The organism is Kroppenstedtia sanguinis (assembly GCF_050433445.1).
Taxonomy (GTDB): domain Bacteria; phylum Bacillota; class Bacilli; order Thermoactinomycetales; family DSM-45169; genus Kroppenstedtia; species Kroppenstedtia sanguinis.
In genome coordinates, this window is sequence record NZ_JBNPXF010000026.1 from 1 (window position 1) to 25282 (window position 25282).

The following is a 25282-nucleotide window of genomic DNA, read 5'->3' on the forward strand; positions in this document are numbered from 1 at the left end:
CTGGAGGGAGGGCGTTTAGGGGCAACCTCTTCCCTGTGTTGCTTCCGTAAGGCTTTGCCCCTGCCCGATGGTCAGATTTGGAGCGGCCAGTTTTTACTTCCTTGCCGGATGGCAACGGTCGCGTGGGTGAACACGATCTCCCCACCCAAAATATGGCTAATCAACACGCCTGTTTCAGCTGATATATCGTTCCTGCACAGTCAAATGGGAGTCCTAAATAAATCAGACACCGCCACAGTATGCGGTGTCTTCCCTGTGATCGGATCACGGGCCAATACGAACTTCAGGTTCTCCGGAATGAACTCCAGTCGGCTTTCCACGGAAGATCTTTCTCTGATCCAAAGCCCTTGGGACATCAGGTCGCCAAACCCATACGGGGACCTCCGGCAGCCGCTGCTGAATCCACTCCCGAGCATGCTCCCGGGTGGTTAGAATCCAGGCGACATGATGGGTAATATTCAGCTGAGGAACCCCCCATTCCCGGCGGCTGAGCTGAATCCGGGGATAAGGAATCCCCGGGAAGGCGAGGATGGTGTCCCCATACCCCAGACACTCCTCGATGCATCGGCTCAAGGGATATTCCCGGGATGAGCGAAGCAGATGCACCGGTTCATACCCCAGATGTCGAACCAGACGGCGGGCATCCGCTTTTTGTACTGGGGACTTACGTTGTTTCCCTCTTTCAGGGGATAAAACCGGAAATTGCATGACCAAATGAACAAAGGGTATACCATGAAGAAACACGGATCACCGCCCCTTTCTCTCATAATCTCTCCGGATTAGACAAGATCATACCCCCGCGCAAATGATAGCGCATCCTTCCTTGCCTGTCCTATGATACAGACAACTCCCGCTGGAAATCGAGACAGGATTTTTCAGTGATAGGTCAAGCCGCCGAGCTCATAGCAATCAAAAAACGGGAGAAGTGGAGATGGACATGGATCTCCGGCCTTCGACCGCATTCGCCACAGAGGGGGGATGGAAAAACGGTTCGAATCGAGTCCCGCGGACCGGGCCCATCCGAGAGGCACCGGCAGAGGGAAGACAGGTTACATCAAATTCCGCTGGAAAACAACTGGCCGACCCTGTCACCTACTGTTCTTGCCCTGACTGAGTTGGAACAGGATGAGACGTATCCCCTGCTCCCTGAAGACAGGGTGACTCACTATCTGGAGGAAGCGATCTCCTTTGGAAAAAATGCCGCCAGGGGAGAACAGTATGAGGGAGACTTGGCCCCTTTGATCAACCGGGTAATCCAATCCGGTGTCCGAATCCGCTTTATGGAGCAGAAAGGGCAGAACTCTTCCAGTTGGATCCGTGCTCAATATCGCCGGAAACCACCCACCATTGAAATTTACAAACCCTCTCTGAAGCAATTGAAACAGTTTTTCCGCCAATCAGGATACCTGATCCATCCAGATGACCTGATCGCCCTGCACCTGTATCATGAATGGTTTCATCACTTGGAGTCCTCCAGCCTCGGCCGCACCGATCACCGTCTGCCCAAAGTGGAAAAAAAGCGATGGGGTCCCTTGGTTTTTCGCAGTCGAATCCATCGATTGAGGGAGATCGCTGCCCACGCTTTCACCCAATCCGCACTCAATTTATCCTGGTCTCCCTTGTGGCTGGATCATTTGCTCCTGCTCACGGATCGAGGCTGGTCCAAATCCCAAATCCGAGACCATTTTCTTCAACTCCAAGAGAAATACCGCTCCCTGACGGAATCGACTTCAAAACCTCCGGAAGCATAGGTACTAGAAAGAAAGTGAGGGGGTCTCTTCTCCCCCGACCTTCACCCCTGCTCGTATATAGGAACCGGCCCGGGAAACAATAATCCCGGGAGGTGGACGGTCAAAAATGGAAAATCCCTATCTTTGCCCTGCATGCGGTACCAATCGCACCCGGTTTAATCTGATCCTGCAACAGGTACGCCCCGTGAAAAAAGATCCGCAAACCGGGGAAATCGTTGTAGAGGTGGACGCTTCCGACCCGTTACAAGCTCCGTACCGGGGAGAAGAGTTACGGGTTCAGTGCGGAGTTTGTGGAGTCGTAGAAGCAGAACAGCGATTTGTCAAAACCGCCCGGCGGGGAACGGGAGAGCCAAGTATTTAGGAGCGTTGTGATTTACTGCGTTTGAAGAGGGGCGGAATGGGGGGAGTGGCACCACCCAAGTCACTCCATGCGAAACCCCACACTCCCTCCCCCTTGATTTCACCCCACTTCCAGGTCAGAGCTGTGATGCAAATTGGGTGGTAGTCTTTCTTAGACAACTTAAATGCATGCGCCCTGAAGGGAAAATCACCCGAGGGGGCGCTTTTTCCTTTTTCGGGTGTGTTATGATGATTTAAGCAGGAGGCCTCAGGATTCCGACTTAAAAAAGAATTCGTCCCTCCTCCGTCCGACCTTGTTTTGGTAAAGGGATTATGAGATCAATCCTTCGGACAAAAAACCGATTTCTCACAAAGGAGTTTGTCTGATGCGTGAACTTAAAGAATCTCTTCTTCAACTGATCACGGAAACCTCTACCAACCTACCCCCGGATGCACGTCATGCCATCGCTCGAGCCAAGGAAAAAGAGAACGCCGGCACCCGGGCTGCACTGGCTCTGACCACTATCACCGACAACATCCAGATGGCAGAGGATAAGGTTTCTCCGATCTGTCAGGATACCGGGATGCCCACCTTCTATATCCATGTTCCTGTCGGCGTCAATCAGATGGAACTGACGCGAGCCATCCAGGAAGCGATCGTGGAAGCGACTCAAACCGGGAAGCTTCGCCCCAATTCCGTCGATTCCCTCAGTGGGGAAAACAGCGGTGATAATCTGGGGGAAGGGGTCCCTGTAATCCACTACGAACAATGGGAAAAAGATGAAATTGAAATCCGCCTGATTTTGAAGGGCGGCGGCTGCGAAAACAAAAACATCCAATACAGTCTCCCTTGTGAACTGGAGGGATTGGGTCGCGCCAGTCGGGACTTGGATGGGATTCGCAAGTGCATCCTGCACAGCGTCTACCAAGCCCAAGGGCAAGGATGTAGCGCCGGATTTATCGGAGTGGGCATCGGCGGGGACCGCACCACCGGCTACGAGCTGGCTAAAAAACAGTTGTTCCGAAAAATCGATGACACCAACCCTCATCCAGATCTGGCCCGCTTGGAAGACTATATCCTGGATAAGGCCAACCAACTGAGCATCGGAACCATGGGCTTCGGTGGCGATACCACCTTGCTCGGATGCAAAATCGGCAGTATGCACCGGATCCCGGCCAGCTTCTATGTTTCCGTCGCCTACAATTGTTGGGCTTTCCGACGGCAGGGAGTCACTTTGGATCCCACCAGCGGAAAAATCACCTCTTGGCTTTACAAGGATGAACCTAAAGCTGAAACCGTCACTGTCACCGAACCGACTGAAGCGCCGGCTTCCTTGGAAACGACCTCTTCCTCCCAGGAAGTGCATCTGACGCCTCCTATCACTGAAGAGGATATCCGTTCCCTGCGCGTGGGAGATGTGGTTATCCTGGACGGAATTATCCATACCGGTCGCGACGCACTCCACAAATATTTGATCGACCATGAGGCGCCTGTGGATCTCAGCGGTGGGGTGATCTACCATTGTGGTCCGGTCATGTTGAACCATCCGGAAAGAGGCTGGGAAGTCAAAGCAGCCGGCCCCACCACCAGTATCCGGGAAGAGCCCTATCAAGCTGACATTATCAAGAAATTCGGGATCCGAGCTGTGATCGGTAAAGGCGGAATGGGAGCCCGCACTCTGGAAGGGCTCAAAGAGCACGGCGCCGTCTATTTGAATGCGATCGGGGGAGCTGCCCAATATTATGCTGATTGCATCACCGGCGTGGAAGGGGTAGACTTTATGAACTTCGGCGTACCAGAGGCGATGTGGCATCTGCGGGTGAAAAACTTCGCTGCCATCGTCACCATGGACGCCCACGGTAACAGTCTGCACCAAGACATTGAAATGGATTCTTTGGATAAGTTGGCGCAATTTAAAGAGCCTGTCTTTTCTTGATCCCATTTCATCGACGAGAAGCGGGGACAAACCCCGTTTCTTTTTTTCTCTTTTCTCTCACAATCAACCCACAAACAACAAATTTATACAAAAGATAGATTCACAGCCGCCCTGAGAAAGGGTAGAATGTTGGGGTACTTATCCATCCTTCAAAGAGGTGATTCATTTAGTATGGACAATAGCAAATTTCCCATATCCAAAAAGATCACCCTGTTGATCGTCGTGGTCTTGATCGCCTCGATTGCAGGACTGGTCTATGTCTTTCAAGGAAATTCCGGACCTGGACCTCAGGCGGTTCTGGAAAAATACATGAACCATTGGGAACAAGGCGATTATGCCTCGATGTACGAATTGCTCAGTAAGGATGCACAACAAAAGGTGACGCAAAAGGAATTCGTCAAAAAGCACGAATCCATCGCCAAGGGCATCAAACAAAAAGAGATTCAGCTAAAGTTGGGGAAAACCTCGGAAGAAGAAGTGGAAACCATCCCCTTCTCTTCCAGGATAGAAACAGACACCGTGGGAGTGCTCTCCTTCAAAAACCAAGCTAAAATGGTGGAAGATGATGAAGGGTGGCGCGTGGCTTGGACTCCCTCTCTGATTTTCCCGCAAATGAAAGAGGGAGACCGGGTCGGTGTTCTCCGAACCCCACCGGGAACCCGGGGGAAAATCACTGCCCGAAATGGAGAACCTCTAGCTACAAACGCCCAGAAAACAGCCGTGGGTATGGTACCCAATGAAGTATTGGAACCCAAAAAAACTTCCCAGGAACTGGCCAAAGCATTGAACCGGGATCCAGAAACTATCCAGAAACAATTAAAACAAGGAGAAAAGAAGGATCCCAGCCGCTTCATTCCGATCCAAGTCTTTGATGGGAAAGGCGGCAAACAGGTGGACCGGCTGCAGAAAATTACCGGTGTTACCGTACAGGATGCATCGGACCGGGTCTATCCGCAAAAAGATCTGACTGCTCACGTCACCGGCTATATTCGCCCCATCACCAAGGAACAGTTAAAGAAATACAAAGAGAAGGGTGGCTATCAACCCGGGGATTGGATCGGACATCGCGGCCTGGAATCGGATTTGGAAGAGCAACTGCGGGGTACCCCCGGATGGAAAGTGGTGATCAGCCGGGGAGATGGAAAACAAAAAGCAGTCCTTGGTGAAACGCCTGCCAAAAAAGGGAAAGATGTACAAACCACCATCGACCTAAAAACACAGCGCCAACTCTACCAGGGCATCCAAAAGGACAAGGGAGCCAGTGTGGCACTCCAGCCCCGGACCGGGGAAATCTTAGCGATGGTAAGTGCCCCCTCCTATGATCCCAACCAATTTATTCAGGGTCTGTCTCAGGATGAGTGGTCCCGAGTCAGCGGATCGGATCAGCCCTTGGCCAACCGGGCCAAACTTGCCTATGCTCCCGGCTCCACCATGAAACCAATCACTGCTGCGATCGCCCTAAACACCAAGTCAATCACTCTTGATACCACCTATAACACGGATAAAGGGAAATGGCAGAAAGACTCCTCCTGGGGCGGTTACTATGTGACCCGAGTGGATAATCCAGGGGGCGGTGTCGATCTCGCTAAGGCCCTCGCCTGGTCAGACAATATTTACTTTGCCCGTGTCGGTCTAAAAATCGGAGAAGCGAAGACGATCGAGTACTACAAAAAATTCGGTTTCAATGCGAAGCTGGATGACCTGGGGATGACTCCATCCCAGTTTTCCAACTCCAACAAGTTGGATAATGAAATCCTGCTGGCAGATACCTCCTACGGACAGGGACAACTCCTGGTCAGTCCTCTCCATCTGGCGGCAATGTACACCACCTTCGCCAACAAAGGGGACATGATCCAGCCCTATCTGATCGTAGATCCCGATCAAAAGGGAAAGCGGGTGATCTGGAAGAAAAACGTGATCACTCCTGACAACGCCAACCAAGTGAGGAAATTACTCCGCGGAGTTGTGGAACTGCCCAAAGGCTCCGCCCGGGATCTGAAGACGGATGGAGTAGAACTAGGAGCCAAGACGGGAACTGCAGAACTGAAAGCGAGCAAAGATGATAAAGACGAGCGTCAACTGGGATGGCTGGCTTGGATGGCTGGTAAAAAGGGCGAAAAACCGGATATCGTGGTCGCCTCCATGGTGGATGAAGTTCAGGATCGCGGGGGTAGCCACTATCTCTTCCCATCCGTTAAAAAGATGCTGGAAGAACGCTATCGCTGATCTTCCTCCCGGCTCCAAGGATCCGACCTTCCCACTGAAACATCCGGATAACCATTTTCGTCTATATTAGTAACGGAGGGGGTTTTCTAAAGATGAACAGACACAGATGGAATTCAGGGTTGCTGTATCTGACCGTGATCACCCTGCTTTTCTCATGGGCCTTGCCCACACCGGCATCCGCAGATGCGGTTGCCGGAGAAACCGTGGTCACTTTGGGACATGATCTCAACCCGCAACAAAAAGAGCAGATCCTTCAAGAAATGAACGTAGCTTCCGATGTAGAAACCATCACCATCACCAACCAGGAAGAACACCGCTATCTCGGCAAATACCTAAACCGGGCCACCATCGGTAACCGAGCCCTTTCCTCCGCCAAGATCACCTTGGCAAAACAGGGCTCCGGCATCAAAGTGAAGACGAACAACATCACCACCATCACGGAACAAATGTATGCCAACGCTCTGACCACCGCCGGCGTCACTGATGCGGAAGTCTATGTCACCGCTCCGATGCAGGTCTCCGGCACCGCCGGCCTGACCGGAATCCTGAAGGCATTTGAAACCGCTGCTGACCAAAACATCAGCGAAGAACAGAAGCAAGTGGCTAATGAAGAGATGGTTCGCACCTCCGAATTGGGCGAGAAATTGGGAGACAATGAAAAGGCATCCCAGTTTATGACCGAGGTCAAAGAAAAGATTGCCGATAAAAAACCCGAATCCAAAGAACAAGTTCGGGATATTATCGTCAATGTCGCCGGAGATCTCAACATCAATCTGAACAACCAAGAGATCGATAACGTCACCAATGTGATGTATAAGTTCTCTCAATTAGATATCGACTGGGATCAATTCAGCAATCAACTGGAGAAGTTGAAGGGCAATCTCGACCAAATCGTCGACTCCAAAGAAGCCCAAGGCTTTTTTGATAAGCTGTGGGCCTGGATCTCCGATCTGTTCAACTCCCTGAAAAACATCTTTTCTTAAAGCCAATCCAAAGGAAAACACCCTCCGAGTTGTCGGAGGGTGTTTTCTCATTCCTTTAGATTAATGGGAGAGCCATTTGCGAAACATATGCTTGGTTCCTTCCCGGTTCATACGGGCAATGGCTGTGGTCAACGGTACCCCTTTCGGACAAGCCTGGACACAGTTCTGGGAGTTCCCGCACTCCTGCAACCCACCTTCACCGATTAGGGCCTCTGTCCGTTCCTCTTTGTTCATCTCCCCTGTGGGGTGGGAGTTAAAGAGGTCCACCTGACCGATGATAAAGGGCCCCATGAAATCGGAACGGGAGTTCACATTGGGGCAAGCCTGGAGACAGACTCCGCAGGTCATACACTTGGACAATTCATACCGCCATTGACGATCCACTTCCGGCATCCGGGGCCCTGCACCCAGATCATAAGTACCATCAATTGGGATCCAAGCTTTCACCCGTTTCATGGCATCAAACATCCGGTTCCGGTCGATCACCATATCCCGCACCACTGGGAAGGTGTCCATCGGCTGAACCCGGATCGGTTGCTCCAGCGAATCCACCAGCGTGGAGCAAGCCTGACGGGGAGTTCCATTAATCACCATGGAGCAAGCCCCACAAACCTCCTCCAAACAGTTGGACTCCCAGGAGACCGGAGATACCTTTTCCCCTTTGGCATTGTAAGGAGTGCGTTGAATCTCCATCAGAGAAGAGTTGATCGTCATATTGGGGCGATATTCCAGCTCAAACTCCTCTTCATAGGGTTCACTATCGGGGGTATCCTGACGTGTGATGATAAAACGAACGGTCTTTTTTTCTACTGCTGTCGCCGTCTGTTCGCTCATTTGCTTTCCGCCCCCTTCTCACTTTGTTTAGCCACATCATAGCGTCGCGGCCGCGGCTTGATGAGGGAGACATCCACATCTTCATACTCGAAGGCGGGACCGTTTTCCGTATACTTAGCCTTGGTCGTCTTCAGCCAGTCCTCGTCATTCCGGTCCGGGAAATCCGGTTTGTAGTGAGCTCCCCGGCTTTCATTCCGATTGTAAGCACCCTGGGTGATCACCCGGGACAGCTCCAGCATGTTCCACAGTTGCCGGACAAAGGAGGCAGGCTGGTTGCTCCAGGTGCTGGTGTCAGTCACATTGATTCGCTGGTAGCGCTCCATCAGCTCTTGGATTTTTTCATCGGTTTGCTTCAGCTTATCGTTGTAACGAACCACGGTCACATTATCCGTCATCCACTGACCCAGTTCCTTGTGCAACTGGTAGGGATTTTCATCCCCGTCCATTTTAAGGATGTTGTCGTACTTCTCTTGCTCCTGCTTCTGATGCCCCTCAAATAGCGAAGAAGGCATATCTTCAGCGGACCGATCCAGCCCCCGGATATACTCCAGCGCAGCGGGGCCGGTGATAATTCCGTCAAAGATACAGGAAACCAGGGAGTTGGCGCCAAGACGGTTACCACCGTGGTACTGGTAGTTGGCTTCTCCGGCGGCAAACAGACCGGGGATATTGGTCATCCCGTTGTAATCCACCCACAGACCACCCATGGAGTAATGAACCGCCGGGAAGATCTTCATCGGAACCTTACGCGGATCTTCACCCATGAATTTCTCATAGATCTCGATGATCCCGCCCAGTTTGACATCCAACTCTTTCGGGTCTTTGTGGGAGAGATCCAGATAAACCATGTTCTCCCCGTTGATACCCAGTTTCATGTCAACACAAACCTTGAAGATCGCTCGGGTGGCGATATCCCGCGGAACCAGGTTGCCATAGGCAGGATACATTTCTTCGAGAAAATACCAGGGTTTCCCGTCTTTATAGGTCCAGATGCGTCCCCCTTCTCCACGTGCGGACTCGGACATCAACCGCAGCTTATCGTCTCCGGGAATGGCCGTCGGGTGCACCTGAACGAATTCGCCGTTGGCATAATAGGCGCCTTGTTGGTAAGCCGCACTGGCAGCCGTGCCCGTATTAATCATGGAGTTGGTCGATTTGCCGAAGATGATTCCAGAACCTCCCGTGGCCAAGATAACCGCATCGGCACGGAATGCTTTGATCTCCATGCTCCGCCGGTCCTGAGCCACGATCCCCCGGCAACGGCCCTCATCATCGAGGATCAGAGAAGTGAACTCCCATTGCTCATACTTGGTGACATTCCCCGCCACTTCCCAGCGCCGCACCTGCTCGTCCAGAGCATACAACAACTGTTGTCCGGTAGTGGCACCGGCAAAGGCTGTCCGGTGGTGTTTGGTTCCCCCGAACCGGCGGAAGTCGAGTAGCCCCTCCGGAGTCCGGTTGAAAGGAACCCCCATCCGGTCCATCAGATAGATGATTCCCGGCGCCGCCTCACACATCGCTTTCACTGGAGGCTGGTTGGCTAGGAAGTCACCGCCATAAACGGTGTCATCAAAATGCTCCCACGGGGAGTCCCCTTCCCCTTTGGTGTTTACCGCTCCATTGATGCCCCCCTGGGCGCAAACCGAGTGGGAACGACGAACCGGCACAATCGAAAACAGGTCGATGTCGGCACCGGCTTCGGCCGCTTGGATCGTGGCCATTAGGCCCGCCAGGCCTCCGCCGACGATGATAACTTTATCTTTTCTCATTTTGGCAGTGCCCCCTTCTACCACTGTGCCAGCTGGTTAGTAAATTCCGGATCCGCAAATGCATACAGGGCGCTCAGTCCAATATAACTGACCAACACGAACACCACGGCCCAGACATAAGAGGAAATCCGTTGAGCCCGGGGACCCACGGTGATCCCCCACGTGACCAGGAAAGACCACATGCCATTGGAAAAATGGAACACGGCTGCTAAGACACCGATCGTGTACCAGACCTGGGTGACTGGATTAGACAGGATATCCGCGGTCAGCTGGGTCACCTGATCCGCACTGTAATCGTTCAAGGCCACTTGCAACCGGGTCTCCCACACATGCATGGTGACAAAGATCAAGGTGATTACCCCGGTCAAGCGTTGCAACATAAACATGATATTGCGAAACAGGCCGAAACTACCGACATTGTTCTTCGCCGTAAAGGCGATGTACAGACCGTAAACGCCGTGGTACAGGAGAGGAAGAAAGATAAAAAAGATCTCCAGAATCGGCAGGAACGGAATGCCCCAGATCCATTCCACCTGTTCGGTAAAGGCTTGCGCCCCTTCGGTTGCATAATGGTTTGTAATCAGGTGTTCAACCAAAAAAAAGCCGACTGGAATCACACCCAGCAGGGAATGCAACCGTCTGCTAAAAAAACTGCGGTGCGTACTCATTTTTGCCCCCCCAATAATCCCCTGATAGTAACACGGTATGTTTGCAAGGAACCCTCTCTCCAAAACTGGACCGGCTATGCCAAAGGGTATACATCCCTACTATTGTAGCCGGTGGAAATATGAAACACATTTCTCTTCAGGGAAAGAAAGGTTTCACATCTTAGACGATATCATTGTACTCTCACTTTCGATATAGCGTCAAGTCAGGCCCTCCTGCTTATGTGGTAAATTGCCCCAACCTGATGTCTTATAAACCTGTCCTCTATCGGAAATAAAAACCTGCCCGATGCATCGGACAGGCACGCTACCTTGGATCTATCAACTGATCCAACGTTCAGTCACTCCTTGATTCAGACCCTGGTCGAGGAACTTCCGGATCCGGGGACCCGTCTCCTCATATTCCACCAGGAAGGCATCATGACCGTATTCCGAAGAGATCTCCAGCAACTCACATTTGACTCCCTGGCTTTTCAGTAGAGTGAACAGTTCCCGCTGCTGCTGGATGGGAAACAGTTGATCTTCCCGGATACCCACGATCAACACTTCTGCCTCGACGGTGGACAGGGCGCTCTTCACTCCGCCTCTGTCTCGGCCCAGATCATGGGTGTCCATCGCCTTCAACAGATAGAGATAGCTGTTCGCATCAAAGCGTTGCACCAACTTTTTTCCCTGGTGACGCAGATAACTTTCCACTTGAAACAGGGAGTCGGCTTGAATCGGAGACCCTCCAGCTTGCAGGTTGCGACTAAACCGTTTTTCAAACAATTGCGGAGTCCGGTAGGTGACCATCGCTATCATCCGGGCCACCGCCAAGCCTTGCACCGGTCCGGGACCCGGATAATAATGGCCTTCTCGGTAACCGGGATCAGCCACAATCGCCTGACGCCCGATATCATTGAAGGCGATGGCTGTCGGAGTAAGAGCAGCGGCAGTAGCGAGGGGGACCAGTTTTCGTGCAAAGCCAGGGTGGAGGATTCCCCACTCCAAGACCAACATGCCCCCCATAGAGCCGCCGATCACCATTTCCACCCGCCGAATCCCTAGTTTTTCCAAACAACGCTTTTGTACAGACACCATATCCCGGATACTGACTCGAGGAAAGCGAGTGCCGTAAGGTTGATTCGTCGTGGGATCCATGGAAGAGGGACCCGTCGTCCCTCCACATCCCCCCAATACATTAAGGGTCAACACATGGTAGCGGTTGGTATCGATCCATTTGTCTGGACCGATCAGACCGTCCCACCATCCGGGGGACTCTTCATCCCCTACCGCGTGGGCATCCCCGGTCAGCGCATGGCAAACCAGCACAATGTTGCTCCCGTCCACCTTGGGTTCGCTTCCGACCGCTTCCACTGCCACTTCCACTTGCGAAAGAGTTTCTCCGCTCTCCAATCGGACCGCGCCGACGGATACTTTTTTCTTTTCAAAAATCCGGGTAGAGATTGGCATCATCCATCCCCCTGTCTCGCCAAATCATCGACCGAACTTCGCCACATGTAAAACACCCTCTTCCAAAGAAGAGGGTGGGTAAATTCCGGACATGGTCTTCCACGCCTCTTCTCATCTTCCAGGCAAACGCCCGACAGGAGTTGGCACCATTCCCTTTGTAAGGGGGGTTGCCGCGGTTTCATCGGGCCAGTCCCTCAACCGCTCTGGATAAGAAGAATTGATCGATCTATGGAATTTTGTTCATCATATGATGATTCTGGCGGATTGTCAAGCAGACGGACAGGGTTCGATTATCTGGAACCGATATTCACCTTCAACTCGCCTTTTGGATCCACTGCTGGAGCATCGGGATGCTCCAACCAGCAGTGAACCTGATGGGAGCCGGCAACCTCGGTCCCCTCCGGCATCTCCTCATGACAAATCTGCATGGCGTAGGGACAACGATCGGCAAAGGGACAGCCCTGGGGCGGATCCAACAGATCCGGCGGTGATCCAGGGACAGGGACCAAATCCTCTTCCCGTTTCTGATCCAATCTGGGCATGGAACCCATCAAGCCCCAAGTGTAGGGATGACGGGAGCGGTAAAAAATATCTTCCACAGTTCCGGTCTCCACCAGGATCCCTCCATACATCACCGCCACCCGCCGAGCCATTTCTGCCACCACCCCCAGATCGTGGGTGATCAATATAATGGCTGTCTCCGTCTTGCTTTGCAGTTCTTTCATCAACTCCAGGATCTGCGCCTGAATAGTAACGTCCAGAGCCGTGGTCGGTTCATCGGCGATCAGAATCTTGGGGTTGCAAGCTAGAGCGATGGCGATCATCGCCCGTTGACGCATGCCTCCGCTGAATTGGTGGGGGTATTGATTCGCCCGACTTTCCGGGTTGGGGATTCCCACTAAGCGAAGCATCTCCACCGCTTTCTCCCGGGCTTGATCCTTTCCGTGGTTCTGGTGCCACATCAACCCTTCCATGATTTGTTTGCCTACCGTCATGGTCGGGTTGAGGGAGGTCATCGGATCCTGGAAGATCATCCCGATCTCTGCCCCCCGGATCTTGAACATCTCCCGATCCGGTACCTGAGTCAGATCTCTTCCTTCGAAGAGGATCTCTCCCTGTTTAATCCTTCCCGGGGGAGATGGGATCAAGCGAACGATGGACTGAGCCGTCACACTTTTACCACTCCCCGATTCGCCCACAATCGCTAGGGTCTCCCCTTTTTCCAGTTGGAGATTCACCCCCCGCACCGCTTGAACTTCCCCGTTGTAGGTACTGAATGATACATGAAGATCGTTGATTTCCAGTATGGTTTTCATCTGATCCCACCTCACTTTCTCATTTTCGGATCCAGGGCATCCCGCAGTCCGTCGCCGAAAGCATTAAAAGCCAACAGAGTCAAGCTGAGGAAAAGAGCCGGGAAGAAGAGCCGCCACCATTCATCAGATAAAACCACCACCAGGGCATCGTTGATCATCGTTCCCCAACTGGCGATGGGAGCTTGAACCCCCAGACCCAGAAAACTGAGAAAGGCCTCCGAAAAGATGGCGTTGGGCACGGAGAAAGTGATCATCACCAGAATTGGCCCCATGGTGTTGGGGATCAGATGCTTTATCATCAACCGTTTCGTGGAGGCTCCCAGGGTTTTGGAAGCCAACACAAATTCTTGTTCCTTCAATTGTAAGATCTGACCCCGGACCAAGCGAGCCATATTCAACCAGCCCGTGACGGACAAGGCGATGATAATCGTCAATAGGCCTGGCCCCATCACCACCAGCAACAGAATCACCACCAGCAGGTAGGGAAGGCCCCACAGCACATCGACGATCCGCATCATGATCTCGTCGGTGCGCCCCCCCTTATAGCCGGAAATGCCTCCGTATAACACCCCGACCGCCAGGTCGATCAGGGCAGCCACCACCCCAATCGTCAGTGAAATCCGCGCTCCATACCAAGTTCGGACAAACATATCCCGCCCCAGGTCATCGGTTCCAAACCAATGTTCACCGGAAGGCTCCAGATTTTTCCCATCCGTGAGATCGATCTCATAGTATTCATAAGGAAGCATATACGGACCCACCAGCGCCATCAACACGAGCAACAGAATGACAACGAGTCCACCCATGGCCAGCCAGTTTTTCCGCAAACGGATCCATGCATCCTTCCAGTAAGAAACCCTGGGACGCCGGATCGCCTCTGCTTCTTTTTGCCTTCTCTCCACCCGTTGAAATTTCTCCGCTGGAATCGCCACGGATTAACTCGCCTCCTTCCCGCTCAGTTTGATGCGGGGATCAATCCAGCCGTACAACAGATCTACCAAGAAATTCATTAGAATCAAGAATGCCGAGTAAAAAATGGTAACCCCCATAATCACCGGATAATCCCGGTTTGTAATGCTCTCCACAAAATACTTACCCAACCCCGGAATCGCAAATATTTGCTCCACCACAAAGCTTCCGGTCAAGATCGCCGCCGTCAATGGGCCCATGATGGTCACCACCGGAATGATCGCATTACGCAAAGTGTGGCGGCTCATCACCCGGATCGGCGGAAGGCCTTTGGCCCGAGCTGTCCGGATGTAATCCTGACCGATCACTTCCAACATGCTGGACCGTGTCAGGCGGGTGACCAAGGCCAGAGGGGAAAAGGCCAGGACGATGGAAGGCAGGATGGTTTTATCGAATTCTCCCCATCCCCATACCGGCAACAGATCCCATTTCATACCGAAGTATTTCTGAAACAGTGGTGCCAGCACAAAAGCAGGCACCGATAATCCGATCACCGCCAACACCATCAGAATGTAGTCAGGTAGTCGATTTTGCCGGACAGCCGCGACCATTCCCATCACAATTCCCGCCACTAAGGCCACCAAAATCGATTGTAGCCCCAACTGAGCGGAGACAGGAAATCCCTCTTCCAAAATGTCGTTCACCGTTCGCGTCGTGCTTTTGATGGAGATTCCCAGATCAAATTTCGCAAGATTACCTATATATTGGACATATTGCGCCGGTAGCGGCTTGTCCAAGCCATATTTCGCCTTCATGTTCTCCATGGTTTGCTTGGGCAACTTTTTCTCCGAAGTGAACGGATCCCCCGGAATCGAATGCATCAGAACAAAAGTGAGGGAAGCGATCAACCATAAGGAGATCAGCATCAACACCAGACGTTTTCCCACATATCGGAGCAAGTTCTCCACCTCCCACCATCCATGGGACAGACCAAGTCACCCGCCCGAGGTGGGTGACTTGGCTCCCCAACAAAGTCCAATTTACTTCTCGAGCAGATAGGCATCTTCATAAAATACACTGCCGTCAAGCGCCCGGTACACGTTCTTCACGTAATCTTTATCCATGTAAACCCGGGTATACCAGTACAAAGGTGCCACCGGCATCTCATCCATCAAGATGTCCTCAGCCTCGTGTAGCGCCTGCATCCGCACCTTCTGATCTGCTGTCGATTTCGCTTTCTCGATCAGCCCATCAAATTTCTTGTTGCTGTACTTGGGATCATTGTTACCGGAATCGGTCATATACACATCCATGAAGGTCATTGGATCGATGTAATCGGGCAACCAGCCAAAGCGGGCAAAATCATAATCGCCGGCGGTCTTCCGCTCGATGAAGACCTTCCACTCCACATTGCCCAGTTTGACATTGACACCCAGGTTTTTCTTCCACATCTGCTGCAAGGCTTCCGCAATCTTCTTGTGACCTTCATCGGTGTTGTAAAGATAGGTCATCTCGGGCATCTTTTTCAGGCCTTCCTCTTTCAGCCCTTCTTCCAGTAGCTTCTTGGCTTCGTCAGCTTGGGCGGTAGGCTCGATATACTTGCCATGTACTTCAGCAAAATCTTTATTTGCAGCAAAGTCCGGCATTCCCCAGGGCACCCAACCGTTGGCAGGCTCTTGTCCCCCCTCTAGCACATTCTCCACAATTTGTTTTCGGTCGATGGCCATAGAGAAGGCTTTTCGCACCTTTTTGTTGTTGAAGGGTTTCTTTTTAGTGTTGAATTCCACCGTATACGTGGCGATCTGCGGTTCTCCTTTCGCTTCTCCGCTATCCAACAGTTTCTTGGTCAGATCCGCTGGCACGATATTGCTGTTGGAGGAATCTACATCCCCTGTCTGGAACATCTGATAGCCGGTTTTTTGCTCCGCGATAAAGGGCATGTTGATCTGGGTCAGTTTCACCTTGTCCGCATCATAATACTTATCATTTTTCTCCAGTACAATCTTAGAATCGTGCTTCCAACTCTTCACCTTGAAAGGACCATTACATACATAACTGTCCGCTTCACTGGCCCAGTCCTTGTTTTTCTCAACCACCTTTTTCGGCACCGGCTTCAATGAATAGAAAGTGGTCAGGCCGAGAAAGTAGGGAGTCGGTTGTTCCAGTTGAACCTCCAAGGTTTTGTCATCTACCGCTTTGACGCCTACCTCTTCAGATTTAGCTTCGCCTTTGTTATACTTTTCCCCATTTTTCAAATAAAAGAGTTGATAAGCATAAACCGCCCCGTTTTTCGGGTCCAGCATCCGTTTCCACGCATATTCAAAATCCTCTGCGGTGACAGGATCCCCGTTGGACCATTGGGCATCCCGGAGATGAAAGGTGATTTGGGTCATATCCTCGTTGGCATCCCACTTTTCCGCGAGTCCCGGAACCGGTTTCCCTTTTTTGTCCATTTTGGTGAGGCCCACCATCGTCTGGGATAAAACATCCCCTGAAACGCTGTCCTTCGCCTCCATGGGATCCAGCCCCGGCGGTTCACTGGGGATATTGCCCAATGTGATCTCCTGATCCTCCGCCAGTTTTCCTTTTCCCCCTTTGCCCGCGCTGCTGCCTCCCCCGCAAGCGGCCAGAAAGGCCATGCTGCAGACGACCAACAGTGCGATTCCCCTGGAAATCCCTTTGCCCATGACTAATTCAACCCCCTTGAAATCAGTGTCCGGATCGAAATCGTCCCGGTCTCCATCCGATAAGACTAAACGATGATGACCCATTCCATCGGACGACTCCACCCAAATCCATATAACTATATTCTCAGTTCGCCGGAAAAATCCTTCCCAATAATCCAACCTTTCCCCCATTGCTCATTATTTTTTTAAATAAAAATCGTCTGAAAGGGGATAACTCCCTTCCAGACGATTGTAAAGTCGACAGCAGCGATTCCTTTATAAATTCGCAGTCGCCAGCACTGACTCCTTCACATCCAGTTCAAAGACGGTGTGGAGCTCTCGTACCGCCTGGCCCGCCTGTTCTCTGGGGATGACGCAGGAGATTTTGATTTCCGAGGTGGAGACCATCTTAATCCGAATACCGGCATCTGACAAAGAGGTGAACATCTTGGCCGCCACCCCCGGATGAGTGACCATTCCAGCACCCACAGCAGACACTTTGGCCAACCCTGTTTCCGATAAAAGTTTCAGGTGACCTAACTCTTTCTGATGCTTTTCAATCACTTGACCCGCGGGCTCCCACTCCTGCTCCTGTACACTAAAAGCTACGTCGATCCGCTCATCATCATGTTCACTGGTAACAATCATATCCACATTGATCTGAGCCTCCGCCAGCTTCTGAAACAGCTGGGTCAGAGTCTCTGTGCGGTTGGGAAGTCCCAGCACTTTGATGCGGGCCACATCCAGATCATGGGCTACACCCCTGACATTCAATTCTTCTTCCATGCTGTCCGCCTCCTTCACCCAGGTTCCTTCCTCTTCCACAAAACTGGACCGAACTACCAGCGGCACCTGGTGGGTCATCGCACATTCAACGGATCGAGGGTGGAGCACCCCTGCCCCCAGATTGGCTAATTCCAACATTTCCTCAAAACTGATTTCGGAAAGTTTGCCCGCTCTCGGTGCGATCCGTGGATCTGCCGTGAACACTCCTGTCACATCTGTATAGATCTCACATCGATCCGCCTGCAGTGCCGCCGCCAATGCGACTGCCGTGGTATCAGAGCCCCCCCTGCCTAGGGTGGTGATCTCCCCAGTCTCCGAAATCCCCTGGAAGCCAGCCACAATTACGATTTTCCCCTGATCCAGACCGTTTTGGATCGGAGTCGGATCAATCCGTTCAATCCTCGCGCTTCCGTGAGCCCCATTGGTATGAATCCCCGCTTGCCAACCGGTCATCGGACAGGCTTCCACCCCTGACTCCCACAGAGCCATGGACAAAAGGGCGATACTGACCTGCTCCCCGGTGGTCAGCAGGACATCCATCTCCCGTCGTGGTGGATGGTCACTGATCTCTTCCGCCAGGGCGACCAACTGGTCGGTGGTCTTACCCATAGCCGAGACCGTCACCACCACCTGATCGCCTCCCTCTCGAGTACGGAGGATCCGTTCCGCCACTTTCTTGATTCGTTCCACACTTCCGACGGAGGTCCCGCCAAACTTCTGAACCACAAGTCCCATGTAGGTTCGCCCTCTCCTCTCCTCAATTCACGTTAAAAATAAAAAGACGACAGCTGGAAGATCCAGCTGTCGTCTCATCGACGAAAACAGCCTCGACCGCTCCCAGTGATACACAGTGCTCCACGCCCCGAACAGGGGTCGTGACAGTCCCGCCTTTATTCAAGGACGGGCCCAGTTCCCCGGCTCTGCGGCGGGCGGGAAACTTCGGCGGAGGTCCCTTTCCCCGCCGCTCCAAGGCTACCGCAACCTCCCGACGGGTACTGATGACGATCCGCTCCTCTAGTTCACACCGAACGTGAGGATACTATTCAATTTCTGCTGGAGAAGCCCTGAAATTCAGATCCCCGCCTGTCATCTAATTGTAATTGATCCTATCACAGGGACTCCTTCTCCACAAGCGAAGATTTTGGTATCTTCCCACCGCTATACCGTGGCTGTGGAAGGATAGAAAGGCTCCATGCCCCTGAGGACTGACAGAGCCAAAATTAGTCAGAGCGGTCGAGCCATTCATCTATATTTTGCAAATAAGGACTGCAAACGAACAGCCAGGGACAAATTCCCTTTTACCTTCAACTTTCCTGTGATGAATGCCGTAGTGGGATCCAAGTCACCGGCAGACAATTTTGTAAAGTTCGCCTCCTTCATAGTTAAAATGCAGTCAGCCGTCCACTCTTCCCCTGTTCGATATTCTGCGGATCCCTCTGTTAATCGGACCTGATGAATGCCGGAGTCTTCGACGTCAAATTGGTAGACTGCTTCGATCCCCTGGATGCCCTCCGGTTCCTGGTTCATCTTGTCTGTCAGCTGGGTGATGGTCTCTTGGATGGACATGCTGGAACCTCCTGAAAATGAATGATTATTCATAATGAATTGGAATTATTTTATTACGGAGAACCATCCTTTGTCAATGACGCTACGCCTAAATAGACATAAAACCAAGGCTAGGCGAAGCAACATTCTCCCTTGAGATCTACCCATGCAAAATATAGTTACCTAACACAACTGACATAAAACGTTAACTTGGCTTTCCTGCAGTCGGGCAGTATAATACCAAGTAGGAAAAAACGTACACTTGATCAGTGATCTGATCATCACCGATCACCGGACCGGAGTCAAAGGAGTGAGTCCTCGTGAGCAACATTGGAGTTCCTGGATTGATCTTGATTATCCTGGCTGCCCTCATTCTGTTCGGTCCCAAAAAACTGCCTGAATTGGGACGGGCCGCTGGTCGCACCCTGAGGGAATTTAAGGACAGTGTCTCCGGAATCACTGATGAGAAAGAAGAGAAAAAAGAAGGTTCCGATACGACCCGGGAAATCGAGCGAAAGTCCTAACCAGCAACTTCCGGCCCTAGCCGGGGGTTGTTTTTTTGCCTGCTACCATCCGTTACTCCAAGTCTCCCTCTTCACGGGCGATCGCCTCGCGGTAGTCTTCAGGTCGGTTCATATTGAAAAAGACCCCCTCAGGAAATGGGCCAGATACATAACGGGTTTCCACTTCTTTTAGAAAATCGCCCACCCGGCGGCCACCCCCTTTTAAAAATACTTCCAACTGCTTGTGGCATCGACGATGGTATACCGCAAACAAGGGGTGCATTCGCTCCCCCTCCATAGGAACGACTGCATCCCAGGTACCAGTGTCTGCCCAGGCCAGGAGTTGCCGGGCTATCTTTGCAGAGACAAATGGAAGGTCACAGGCTGTCACCAGATTCAGCTCACAGGGAGACCTTTGCAGACAGGCATGAATCCCCGCCAAAGGCCCGGCTCCCCCCAGTTGATCTGGCACCACCAGCGCCTGGAATCCCGCAAATTTCTCTGGCTGGTTGCTACTGATCAAGACGACCCACTCCCCTTGAGGAGACAAGCGCCGGATCGTCCGCATCACCATCTTCTCCCCTGCCAGCGGGAGAAGAGCCTTATCCCAGCCCATTCGGCGAGATTGCCCCCCCGCCAGGATAATCAATCCCGCAGTCTGCATCCCATCAGTCATTTTTCTCTCCGAAGTCTGTACTCTTTTGCCGTAGGTAATCCAAGATCTCCCGGGCCAATTTGTCACCGATTCCCGCCTCCCGGTACTCCTCCACACTTCCTCGCCGCATCCGCTCCAGAGAGCCAAAGTGCTTGTACAGGATCTGTTTTCGCTTCTTCCCCACCCCAGGGATCTCGTCCAGAAGGGAGCGGGTCATGGTTTTCCCCCGGGTCTGACGATGAAAGGAAATCGCAAACCGATGCACTTCCTCTTGAATCCGCTGTAACAGATAAAACTCCCGGCTACCACGGCGAAGCTCCACCTCTGTTGGGGGATCGCCAAAGAGGAGGCTGGCGGTTTTATGACGTTCATCCTTGACCAAACCGGCGACGGGAATAAACAAACCCAGCTCATTTTCCAGAACATCGATCGCCGCCGACATCTGGCCCCGCCCCCCGTCTACCAACACCAGATCCGGCAAAGGAAGGTTCTCTTTCAGCACCCGAGTGTAGCGCCGGCGGATCACTTCCCGCATGGTTTCGTAATCATCGGGCCCCTGAACCGAACGGATCTTGAATTTCCGGTACTCCTTCTTATCAGGGACCCCATCGGTAAACACCACCATAGCCGAAACGGGATCCGTCCCCTGGATATTAGAATTGTCGAAGGCCTCGATCCGTTGGGGGGAACCGATTCCCATCGCTTCTCCCAAGCGATGAATCGCTTCCACGGTCCGACCTTGGTCCCGTTCCAGAAGCTTAAAGCGTTCTGTCAGAGCAATTCGCGCGTTTTCATTGGCCATTTCCACCAAGCGTTTCTTCATCCCTCGCTGCGGAATATGCACATGAACCCCGGTCAACCAATCTCCCAGCAACCCAGCATCCACCGCCTCTGGAAGATTGATCTCTTTGGGCAATGTCGGTTTTTCATGATAAAACTGAGTCACATAGGAAAGGAAATCCTCTGTCTCCTCCCCGTAGTAAGGGAAGATGGAAACATCCCGCTCAATCAGCTTTCCCTGGCGGACAAAGAAGATCTGAACGCACATCATCCCCTTGTCCGCCGCATACCCAAATACATCCCGATCGAGATTGTCTTTCATGATGATGTTTTGTTTCACCATCACCGCTTCGATATGTTGGATCAAGTCCCGCAGTTCCCGGGCTCGTTCAAAGTTCAACTCTTCTGCTGCCCGATGCATCTTCTGCTCCAGTTCCTTTTGCACATCCTGAAAACCACCATTGAGAAAACGACTGATCTCCCGAATCATCTCCTCATATTGGGAAGGATCCACGTCAAACTCGCAGGGAGCCAGGCACTGTCCTAAATGGTAGTAGAGACAGACCCGCTTGGGAAGGGTCCGACATTTTCGCAATGGGTAAAGTTTATCTAACAGCTTCTTGGTTTGTTGAGCCGCCTGGGCATTAGGGTAGGGGCCGAAATAACGAGATCCGTCCTTTTTTACCTTCCGGGTCACTTCCAACCGAGGATGAGTTTCCCGTGTCAGTCGGATGTAGGGATAAGACTTGTCATCCTTCATCAGCACATTGTAGTGAGGGCGGTGCTGCTTGATCAGGACGGCTTCCAGAATCAGTGCTTCAGTGGCACTCTCCGTCACGATATATTCAAAGTCCTCAATTTCCGAGACCAAGAGTTGGGTCTTTCCGTCATGGCTTCCTGTAAAATAAGAGCGAACCCGATTTTTAAGGATCTTCGCCTTCCCGATGTAAATAATCTCATTGCGCAGATTTTTCATCAGATAACAACCGGGTTTCTCTGGAAGGAGAGAGAGCTTCTCGCGGATTTTTTCCTTCATCATGCTTACCTCCTAAGGCTCATCTTACCATACCCTCCATGCCGGATGCGCCGGTTTCATCTCGGGTTAGGGGGAGAGCCTGTGTGGCAGCTTGTCGATCCTGGAAAAATTGAACCACCCCGAGGGCAAATCCCGTTTTACAGGTATGAAAGTATATTTTTAGAGCAACTACTTCTTGTCCGACCGTTACCGTCAGGATAAGATGGTTTTATGTCAAATTGTCTGGGGAGGGGATTGGTTTGATCGAGTCGTTCCGGTTGCTGAATCAACACGGTGCGAAACTCTGGCTCGGGTCTCTGCTAACAGCGATGACTGTCTTCGTGTTGCTGGCAGTGCCCCTATTTTTCCTGGGAATCATGCTTAGTGATGAGCTCGTTTCCCTAAAGGATCTTTTCCAAAGCAGGATCACTTCCCCGGAGTCTGTCGGGGCAGTAGTCACCGACCTGGGTATGAATGTTTTGGAAAAGGGAGGTTGGATCCTCGGTTACGCTGTAGGGGGCATCCTATTGATGTGGCTGGCTTCCGCATTTTACACCGCTGCCCTCACCGGCGCGGTACGGGAAGCAGCGCTGGAAGACCGGGTCAGCTTGGGGTGTTTTTTCTCCTACGGTTTTCGTAATCTGTTTCGCCTCTTCGTTCTGGAGATCTTGTGGGCCCTTATCTTTTTTGTCTTTTCTGCTGGTTGGGGAGCATTGTACCTCTGGCTCCATGATCAGACCCCATTACTGATCACTTGGGGGATCGTGGGACTCCTCTTGGGGTTGATATTCATCTCATCAGCGATCCACTCTGTCGTCGTCCTATTCTCAGAAGGAACCGGAGTTTTTCGTTCTTTCGGATACGGATTTCGTATCAGTCTGGTTCAGTCAGGCACCTCCCTCGTCTCCCTGCTCAGCTCCATCATTGTCGGAGCTTTGGCCTGGAGCATCATCTTATTGGTGGCCGCCTTTCCTTGGCTCGTCCTTCAATTCTTCGAGGACAGCACCATCGCCGACATCGTTGCAATCGCTTTAGCACCTGTCGTGATCGCCCTGTTGGGTGTCTTTCCAACCATCCTTTCCTTGGGTGTCTTTTTCCGACGCTATCTTCTGCATATCCAGGAGAGAATTTTTCCGGAAGACCGCATGAAACCCGTTCAGGTGAATGCATCCGATCCGGAAGAAGAAAAGAGTCCGTTGTTCACCGGGTAAGATTCAACAGCATAGGGGAAACCCTGTGCTGTTTTTATTTCACCCCCTTCCGAATTATTTTCTGAAACCTTAGCCCCTCCCAATCGTATATGATAGATAAGAACAGGTGTGTTGATTATCCATAAAATGGATGATAGGAACGAAACGACCCTTTCGCTTTTCCCACTGCCCCCATCGTAAAATATGGCTTGAGGGGACGGGGAGGGTGGGAGTGCTACGATCTCTTGCAAAGAACGCATAGCCGAGACCCGGGAGCGGAAAGCGACCCCGGCGAGACTTGTGCCCTATGGGTGCAAAGGCTCTTCACCGTCCCACCATCCCGACCTTATTCCCTACCAAAACTGGGATAATCAACAGCCCTCGGATATTCAACAGCCCTGAAATAAAAGATGATTTCAAGAAATAGGAGAGATAGTAGATGGGAACGTTTTTTGGCTTACTCCGAAAACACGGATTCAAAATGTGGGGAATCCACCTGCTGGGTCTCTTAATCATGTTCGCCGCCGGGATGGTGGTGCAATTCGTCTTTTATATTATAGGTATGCTCGTTTTCCTCGGAATGGGAATCGGCATGTCCACCGTCAGTGCGGACAGCCTAGACCAAGCCATGGATTCAGCCACAGTAGGGTTTATCTTGCTGGGTGCCCTATTTATGCTTTTGATCTACCTGGCTGTTTTACTCATTCAATCCTTTCATTCTGCCGGGAGCATTGGGTTGGCCACCGAAGTAGTGTTAGACGATAGCAGCTCCCTAAACAGCTATTTCCGTTCAGCCACACGCTATCTGTGGAAGATGTTTCTCCTGACTATTTTGATAGCTGTTATCAGTCTGCCGATTCTGATCCCATGGGGGATCGCCGATGCCGGAATGGCGATGTTCCAGGATTCGAACCATCTGCTCTTTATCCTGTGTACGATCCTTTGGTTCCTGCTGTTGGCAGTCATGATGTTCTTTGGTAGCTTGCTCCTTTACGCTCCATACATCATGATCGCTGAAAATATAGGACCTTGGCAATCGATTCGCCATTCGATCCGAGCCGCCCGAAAGTCCTACGGAAAAACTTTGGTGACCCTGCTATTACTGATCGCTGCGGTCATCCCTTTTATCATCGTTTACAGTGTGATTGCAGGGGCTTCTTTTATCCCCCTGATCCTGGATCCAGACAATGCTGGAGTTGGAGTTTTCTTAGGCATCATCCTGCTCTTCTTGGTCATCATCCCGACCGCTCCTTTCATGCAGGTGATCATCCATCTGATTCTCTCTCTTCGCTACAAACAACACATGCGCCAGTGGGTGGTCCCAGAAGATTTGGAACCTGCTCCGGTAGGTCCCTACAACCACAGCCAAGAAGACACAAACCCAGAGCCGTATAGTAATCAGGAACCGCTCTCTCACCCGATGCAGGGGCCGGATCCCTTCCTACCACCTGAGGAGAACCTACAACAAGACTCGGATTCTGATGACTCCCGAGAGTCCACAGATCCGAATCAACCCAAAGATCCGAACCCACGCTAAAATGGGCCTGAATAGAAACAAAAGCCTGCATCCCTGGTTGGGTGCAGGCTTTTTCTTGATTGATTCGCCTCAGAGATGAGGATTGACCCATTCCAACAACTGTGCCTTCGGTTGGAAACCGGTCATTTTGTCTACCATTTGACCATCTTTGAAAACCATCAAGGTCGGAATGCTCATCACGCCGAATTCACCGGCAGTATCCGGGTTTTCATCCACGTTGAGTTTCGCGATGGTGAGCTTGTCGCCCACTTCTTGATCTATTTCCTCCAGAACCGGCGCAATCATTTTACAAGGACCGCACCAAGGGGCCCAGAAGTCCACCAGAACCGTTCCCGACGCTATATCGTCGCGAAAGGTTTGATCTGTTACCTGTTTCATCGCCATCATACTTCCTCCTTCACAAGATTCTCTGTTTCACTCACAC

The 25282-nt window shown here is 51.9% G+C and carries 22 protein-coding genes and 2 riboswitches; of the genes, 8 read left to right on the forward strand and 14 right to left on the reverse strand.

Features of this window, described 5'->3' with window-relative positions:
- Positions 1-264: 264 nt before the first annotated feature.
- Positions 265-744 (reverse strand): hypothetical protein, encoded by a 480-nt coding sequence (locus JOD24_RS13710; RefSeq protein WP_380163441.1) that lies wholly within the window; start codon positions 742-744, stop codon positions 265-267.
- A gap of 134 nt (positions 745-878) precedes the next feature.
- Between JOD24_RS13710 and JOD24_RS13715 the strand changes: the two genes are divergently transcribed.
- The 5 genes from JOD24_RS13715 (at position 879) to JOD24_RS13735 (ending at position 7236) form a co-directional block, all read left to right on the forward strand.
- Positions 879-1751: a hypothetical protein gene (locus tag JOD24_RS13715; protein WP_380163439.1), complete on the forward strand. Its 873-nt coding sequence runs from the start codon at positions 879-881 to the stop codon at positions 1749-1751.
- A 106-nt stretch (positions 1752-1857) separates the two neighbouring features.
- Positions 1858-2112, forward strand: a complete 255-nt coding sequence (locus JOD24_RS13720; RefSeq protein WP_380163437.1) for a DNA alkylation repair protein — start codon at positions 1858-1860, stop codon at positions 2110-2112.
- Positions 2113-2476: 364 nt separating this feature from the next.
- Positions 2477-4027: a fumarate hydratase gene (locus JOD24_RS13725; protein WP_380163435.1), complete on the forward strand. Its 1551-nt coding sequence runs from the start codon at positions 2477-2479 to the stop codon at positions 4025-4027.
- A 171-nt stretch (positions 4028-4198) separates the two neighbouring features.
- Positions 4199-6253: a penicillin-binding transpeptidase domain-containing protein gene (locus JOD24_RS13730; protein ID WP_380163433.1), complete on the forward strand. Its 2055-nt coding sequence runs from the start codon at positions 4199-4201 to the stop codon at positions 6251-6253.
- 92 nt (positions 6254-6345) lie between these two features.
- Positions 6346-7236 carry a DUF1002 domain-containing protein gene (locus tag JOD24_RS13735; RefSeq protein ID WP_380163431.1) on the forward strand — a complete coding sequence of 297 codons (891 nt, stop codon included), beginning with the start codon at positions 6346-6348 and terminating at the stop codon, positions 7234-7236.
- 60 nt (positions 7237-7296) lie between these two features.
- Here JOD24_RS13735 and sdhB read toward each other — a convergent pair whose 3' ends face one another.
- The 10 genes from sdhB to JOD24_RS13785 form a co-directional block, all read right to left on the reverse strand.
- Complete coding sequence (sdhB, locus tag JOD24_RS13740; RefSeq protein ID WP_380163429.1) at positions 7297-8070, reverse strand: succinate dehydrogenase iron-sulfur subunit; 774 nt, start codon at positions 8068-8070, stop codon at positions 7297-7299.
- On the reverse strand, positions 8067-9839 hold the full coding sequence (gene sdhA, locus JOD24_RS13745) for a succinate dehydrogenase flavoprotein subunit (protein WP_429247098.1): 1773 nt from the start codon (positions 9837-9839) through the stop codon (positions 8067-8069). Before sdhA ends, sdhB begins: the two co-directional genes overlap by 4 nt.
- Positions 9840-9856: 17 nt before the next feature.
- Positions 9857-10507, reverse strand: coding sequence for a succinate dehydrogenase cytochrome b558 subunit (locus JOD24_RS13750; RefSeq protein ID WP_380163425.1), 651 nt, complete (start codon positions 10505-10507; stop codon positions 9857-9859).
- Between the two features lie 318 nt (positions 10508-10825).
- The gene (gene metX, locus JOD24_RS13755; RefSeq protein WP_380163423.1) at positions 10826-11956 is read right to left on the reverse strand and encodes a homoserine O-acetyltransferase MetX; all 1131 of its coding nucleotides are present in this window, start codon (positions 11954-11956) and stop codon (positions 10826-10828) included.
- Between the two features lie 108 nt (positions 11957-12064).
- A riboswitch (SAM riboswitch) is annotated at positions 12065-12170 on the reverse strand.
- A 76-nt stretch (positions 12171-12246) separates the two neighbouring features.
- The gene (locus JOD24_RS13760; protein ID WP_380163421.1) at positions 12247-13272 is read right to left on the reverse strand and encodes an ABC transporter ATP-binding protein; all 1026 of its coding nucleotides are present in this window, start codon (positions 13270-13272) and stop codon (positions 12247-12249) included.
- Positions 13273-13283: 11 nt separating this feature from the next.
- Positions 13284-14204, reverse strand: coding sequence for an ABC transporter permease (locus JOD24_RS13765; RefSeq protein WP_380163419.1), 921 nt, complete (start codon positions 14202-14204; stop codon positions 13284-13286).
- 3 nt (positions 14205-14207) lie between these two features.
- A complete protein-coding gene (locus JOD24_RS13770; RefSeq protein WP_429247099.1) occupies positions 14208-15140 on the reverse strand; it encodes an ABC transporter permease in 933 nt (310 codons plus the stop codon).
- A gap of 81 nt (positions 15141-15221) precedes the next feature.
- Positions 15222-16868 (reverse strand): peptide ABC transporter substrate-binding protein, encoded by a 1647-nt coding sequence (locus JOD24_RS13775; RefSeq protein WP_429247100.1) that lies wholly within the window; start codon positions 16866-16868, stop codon positions 15222-15224.
- A gap of 255 nt (positions 16869-17123) precedes the next feature.
- Positions 17124-18368: an aspartate kinase gene (locus JOD24_RS13780; protein WP_380163413.1), complete on the reverse strand. Its 1245-nt coding sequence runs from the start codon at positions 18366-18368 to the stop codon at positions 17124-17126.
- A 105-nt stretch (positions 18369-18473) separates the two neighbouring features.
- Positions 18474-18658, reverse strand: a riboswitch (Lysine riboswitch).
- A gap of 217 nt (positions 18659-18875) precedes the next feature.
- Complete coding sequence (locus JOD24_RS13785) at positions 18876-19199, reverse strand: SCP2 sterol-binding domain-containing protein (protein WP_380163411.1); 324 nt, start codon at positions 19197-19199, stop codon at positions 18876-18878.
- 299 nt (positions 19200-19498) lie between these two features.
- Between JOD24_RS13785 and tatA the strand changes: the two genes are divergently transcribed.
- Complete coding sequence (tatA, locus tag JOD24_RS13790) at positions 19499-19702, forward strand: twin-arginine translocase TatA/TatE family subunit (protein ID WP_380163409.1); 204 nt, start codon at positions 19499-19501, stop codon at positions 19700-19702.
- A 52-nt stretch (positions 19703-19754) separates the two neighbouring features.
- Here tatA and mobA read toward each other — a convergent pair whose 3' ends face one another.
- Positions 19755-20357, reverse strand: coding sequence for a molybdenum cofactor guanylyltransferase (gene mobA, locus JOD24_RS13795; RefSeq protein ID WP_429247101.1), 603 nt, complete (start codon positions 20355-20357; stop codon positions 19755-19757).
- Entirely contained in the window at positions 20350-22152 is a 1803-nt protein-coding gene (gene uvrC, locus JOD24_RS13800; RefSeq protein WP_429247102.1) for an excinuclease ABC subunit UvrC, read from the reverse strand. The genes mobA and uvrC overlap by 8 nt, the downstream gene beginning before the upstream one ends.
- A 239-nt stretch (positions 22153-22391) precedes the next feature.
- Here uvrC and JOD24_RS13805 point away from each other — a divergent pair, with 239 nt between their 5' ends.
- Positions 22392-23342, forward strand: a complete 951-nt coding sequence (locus JOD24_RS13805; protein ID WP_429247103.1) for a hypothetical protein — start codon at positions 22392-22394, stop codon at positions 23340-23342.
- 418 nt (positions 23343-23760) lie between these two features.
- The gene (locus JOD24_RS13810; RefSeq protein WP_380163401.1) at positions 23761-24858 is read left to right on the forward strand and encodes a hypothetical protein; all 1098 of its coding nucleotides are present in this window, start codon (positions 23761-23763) and stop codon (positions 24856-24858) included.
- Between the two features lie 69 nt (positions 24859-24927).
- Here JOD24_RS13810 and trxA read toward each other — a convergent pair whose 3' ends face one another.
- Positions 24928-25242 (reverse strand): thioredoxin, encoded by a 315-nt coding sequence (gene trxA / locus JOD24_RS13815; RefSeq protein WP_380163399.1) that lies wholly within the window; start codon positions 25240-25242, stop codon positions 24928-24930.
- Positions 25243-25282 lie beyond the last annotated feature (40 nt).

Coding starts and splice junctions, on each gene's coding strand:
- JOD24_RS13720 (WP_380163437.1), top strand. CDS start 1,858: ATGGAAAATCCCTATCTTTGCCCTGCATGCGGTACCAATCGCACCCGG.
- JOD24_RS13725 (WP_380163435.1), top strand. CDS start 2,477: ATGCGTGAACTTAAAGAATCTCTTCTTCAACTGATCACGGAAACCTCT.
- JOD24_RS13730 (WP_380163433.1), top strand. CDS start 4,199: ATGGACAATAGCAAATTTCCCATATCCAAAAAGATCACCCTGTTGATC.
- JOD24_RS13735 (WP_380163431.1), top strand. CDS start 6,346: ATGAACAGACACAGATGGAATTCAGGGTTGCTGTATCTGACCGTGATC.
- sdhB (WP_380163429.1), bottom strand. CDS start 8,070: ATGAGCGAACAGACGGCGACAGCAGTAGAAAAAAAGACCGTTCGTTTT.
- sdhA (WP_429247098.1), bottom strand. CDS start 9,839: ATGAGAAAAGATAAAGTTATCATCGTCGGCGGAGGCCTGGCGGGCCTA.
- JOD24_RS13750 (WP_380163425.1), bottom strand. CDS start 10,507: ATGAGTACGCACCGCAGTTTTTTTAGCAGACGGTTGCATTCCCTGCTG.
- metX (WP_380163423.1), bottom strand. CDS start 11,956: ATGCCAATCTCTACCCGGATTTTTGAAAAGAAAAAAGTATCCGTCGGC.
- JOD24_RS13760 (WP_380163421.1), bottom strand. CDS start 13,272: ATGAAAACCATACTGGAAATCAACGATCTTCATGTATCATTCAGTACC.
- JOD24_RS13775 (WP_429247100.1), bottom strand. CDS start 16,868: ATGGGCAAAGGGATTTCCAGGGGAATCGCACTGTTGGTCGTCTGCAGC.
- JOD24_RS13780 (WP_380163413.1), bottom strand. CDS start 18,368: ATGGGACTTGTGGTTCAGAAGTTTGGCGGGACCTCCGTCGGAAGTGTG.
- JOD24_RS13785 (WP_380163411.1), bottom strand. CDS start 19,199: ATGTCCATCCAAGAGACCATCACCCAGCTGACAGACAAGATGAACCAG.
- mobA (WP_429247101.1), bottom strand. CDS start 20,357: ATGACTGATGGGATGCAGACTGCGGGATTGATTATCCTGGCGGGGGGG.
- uvrC (WP_429247102.1), bottom strand. CDS start 22,152: ATGAAGGAAAAAATCCGCGAGAAGCTCTCTCTCCTTCCAGAGAAACCC.
- JOD24_RS13810 (WP_380163401.1), top strand. CDS start 23,761: ATGGGAACGTTTTTTGGCTTACTCCGAAAACACGGATTCAAAATGTGG.
- trxA (WP_380163399.1), bottom strand. CDS start 25,242: ATGGCGATGAAACAGGTAACAGATCAAACCTTTCGCGACGATATAGCG.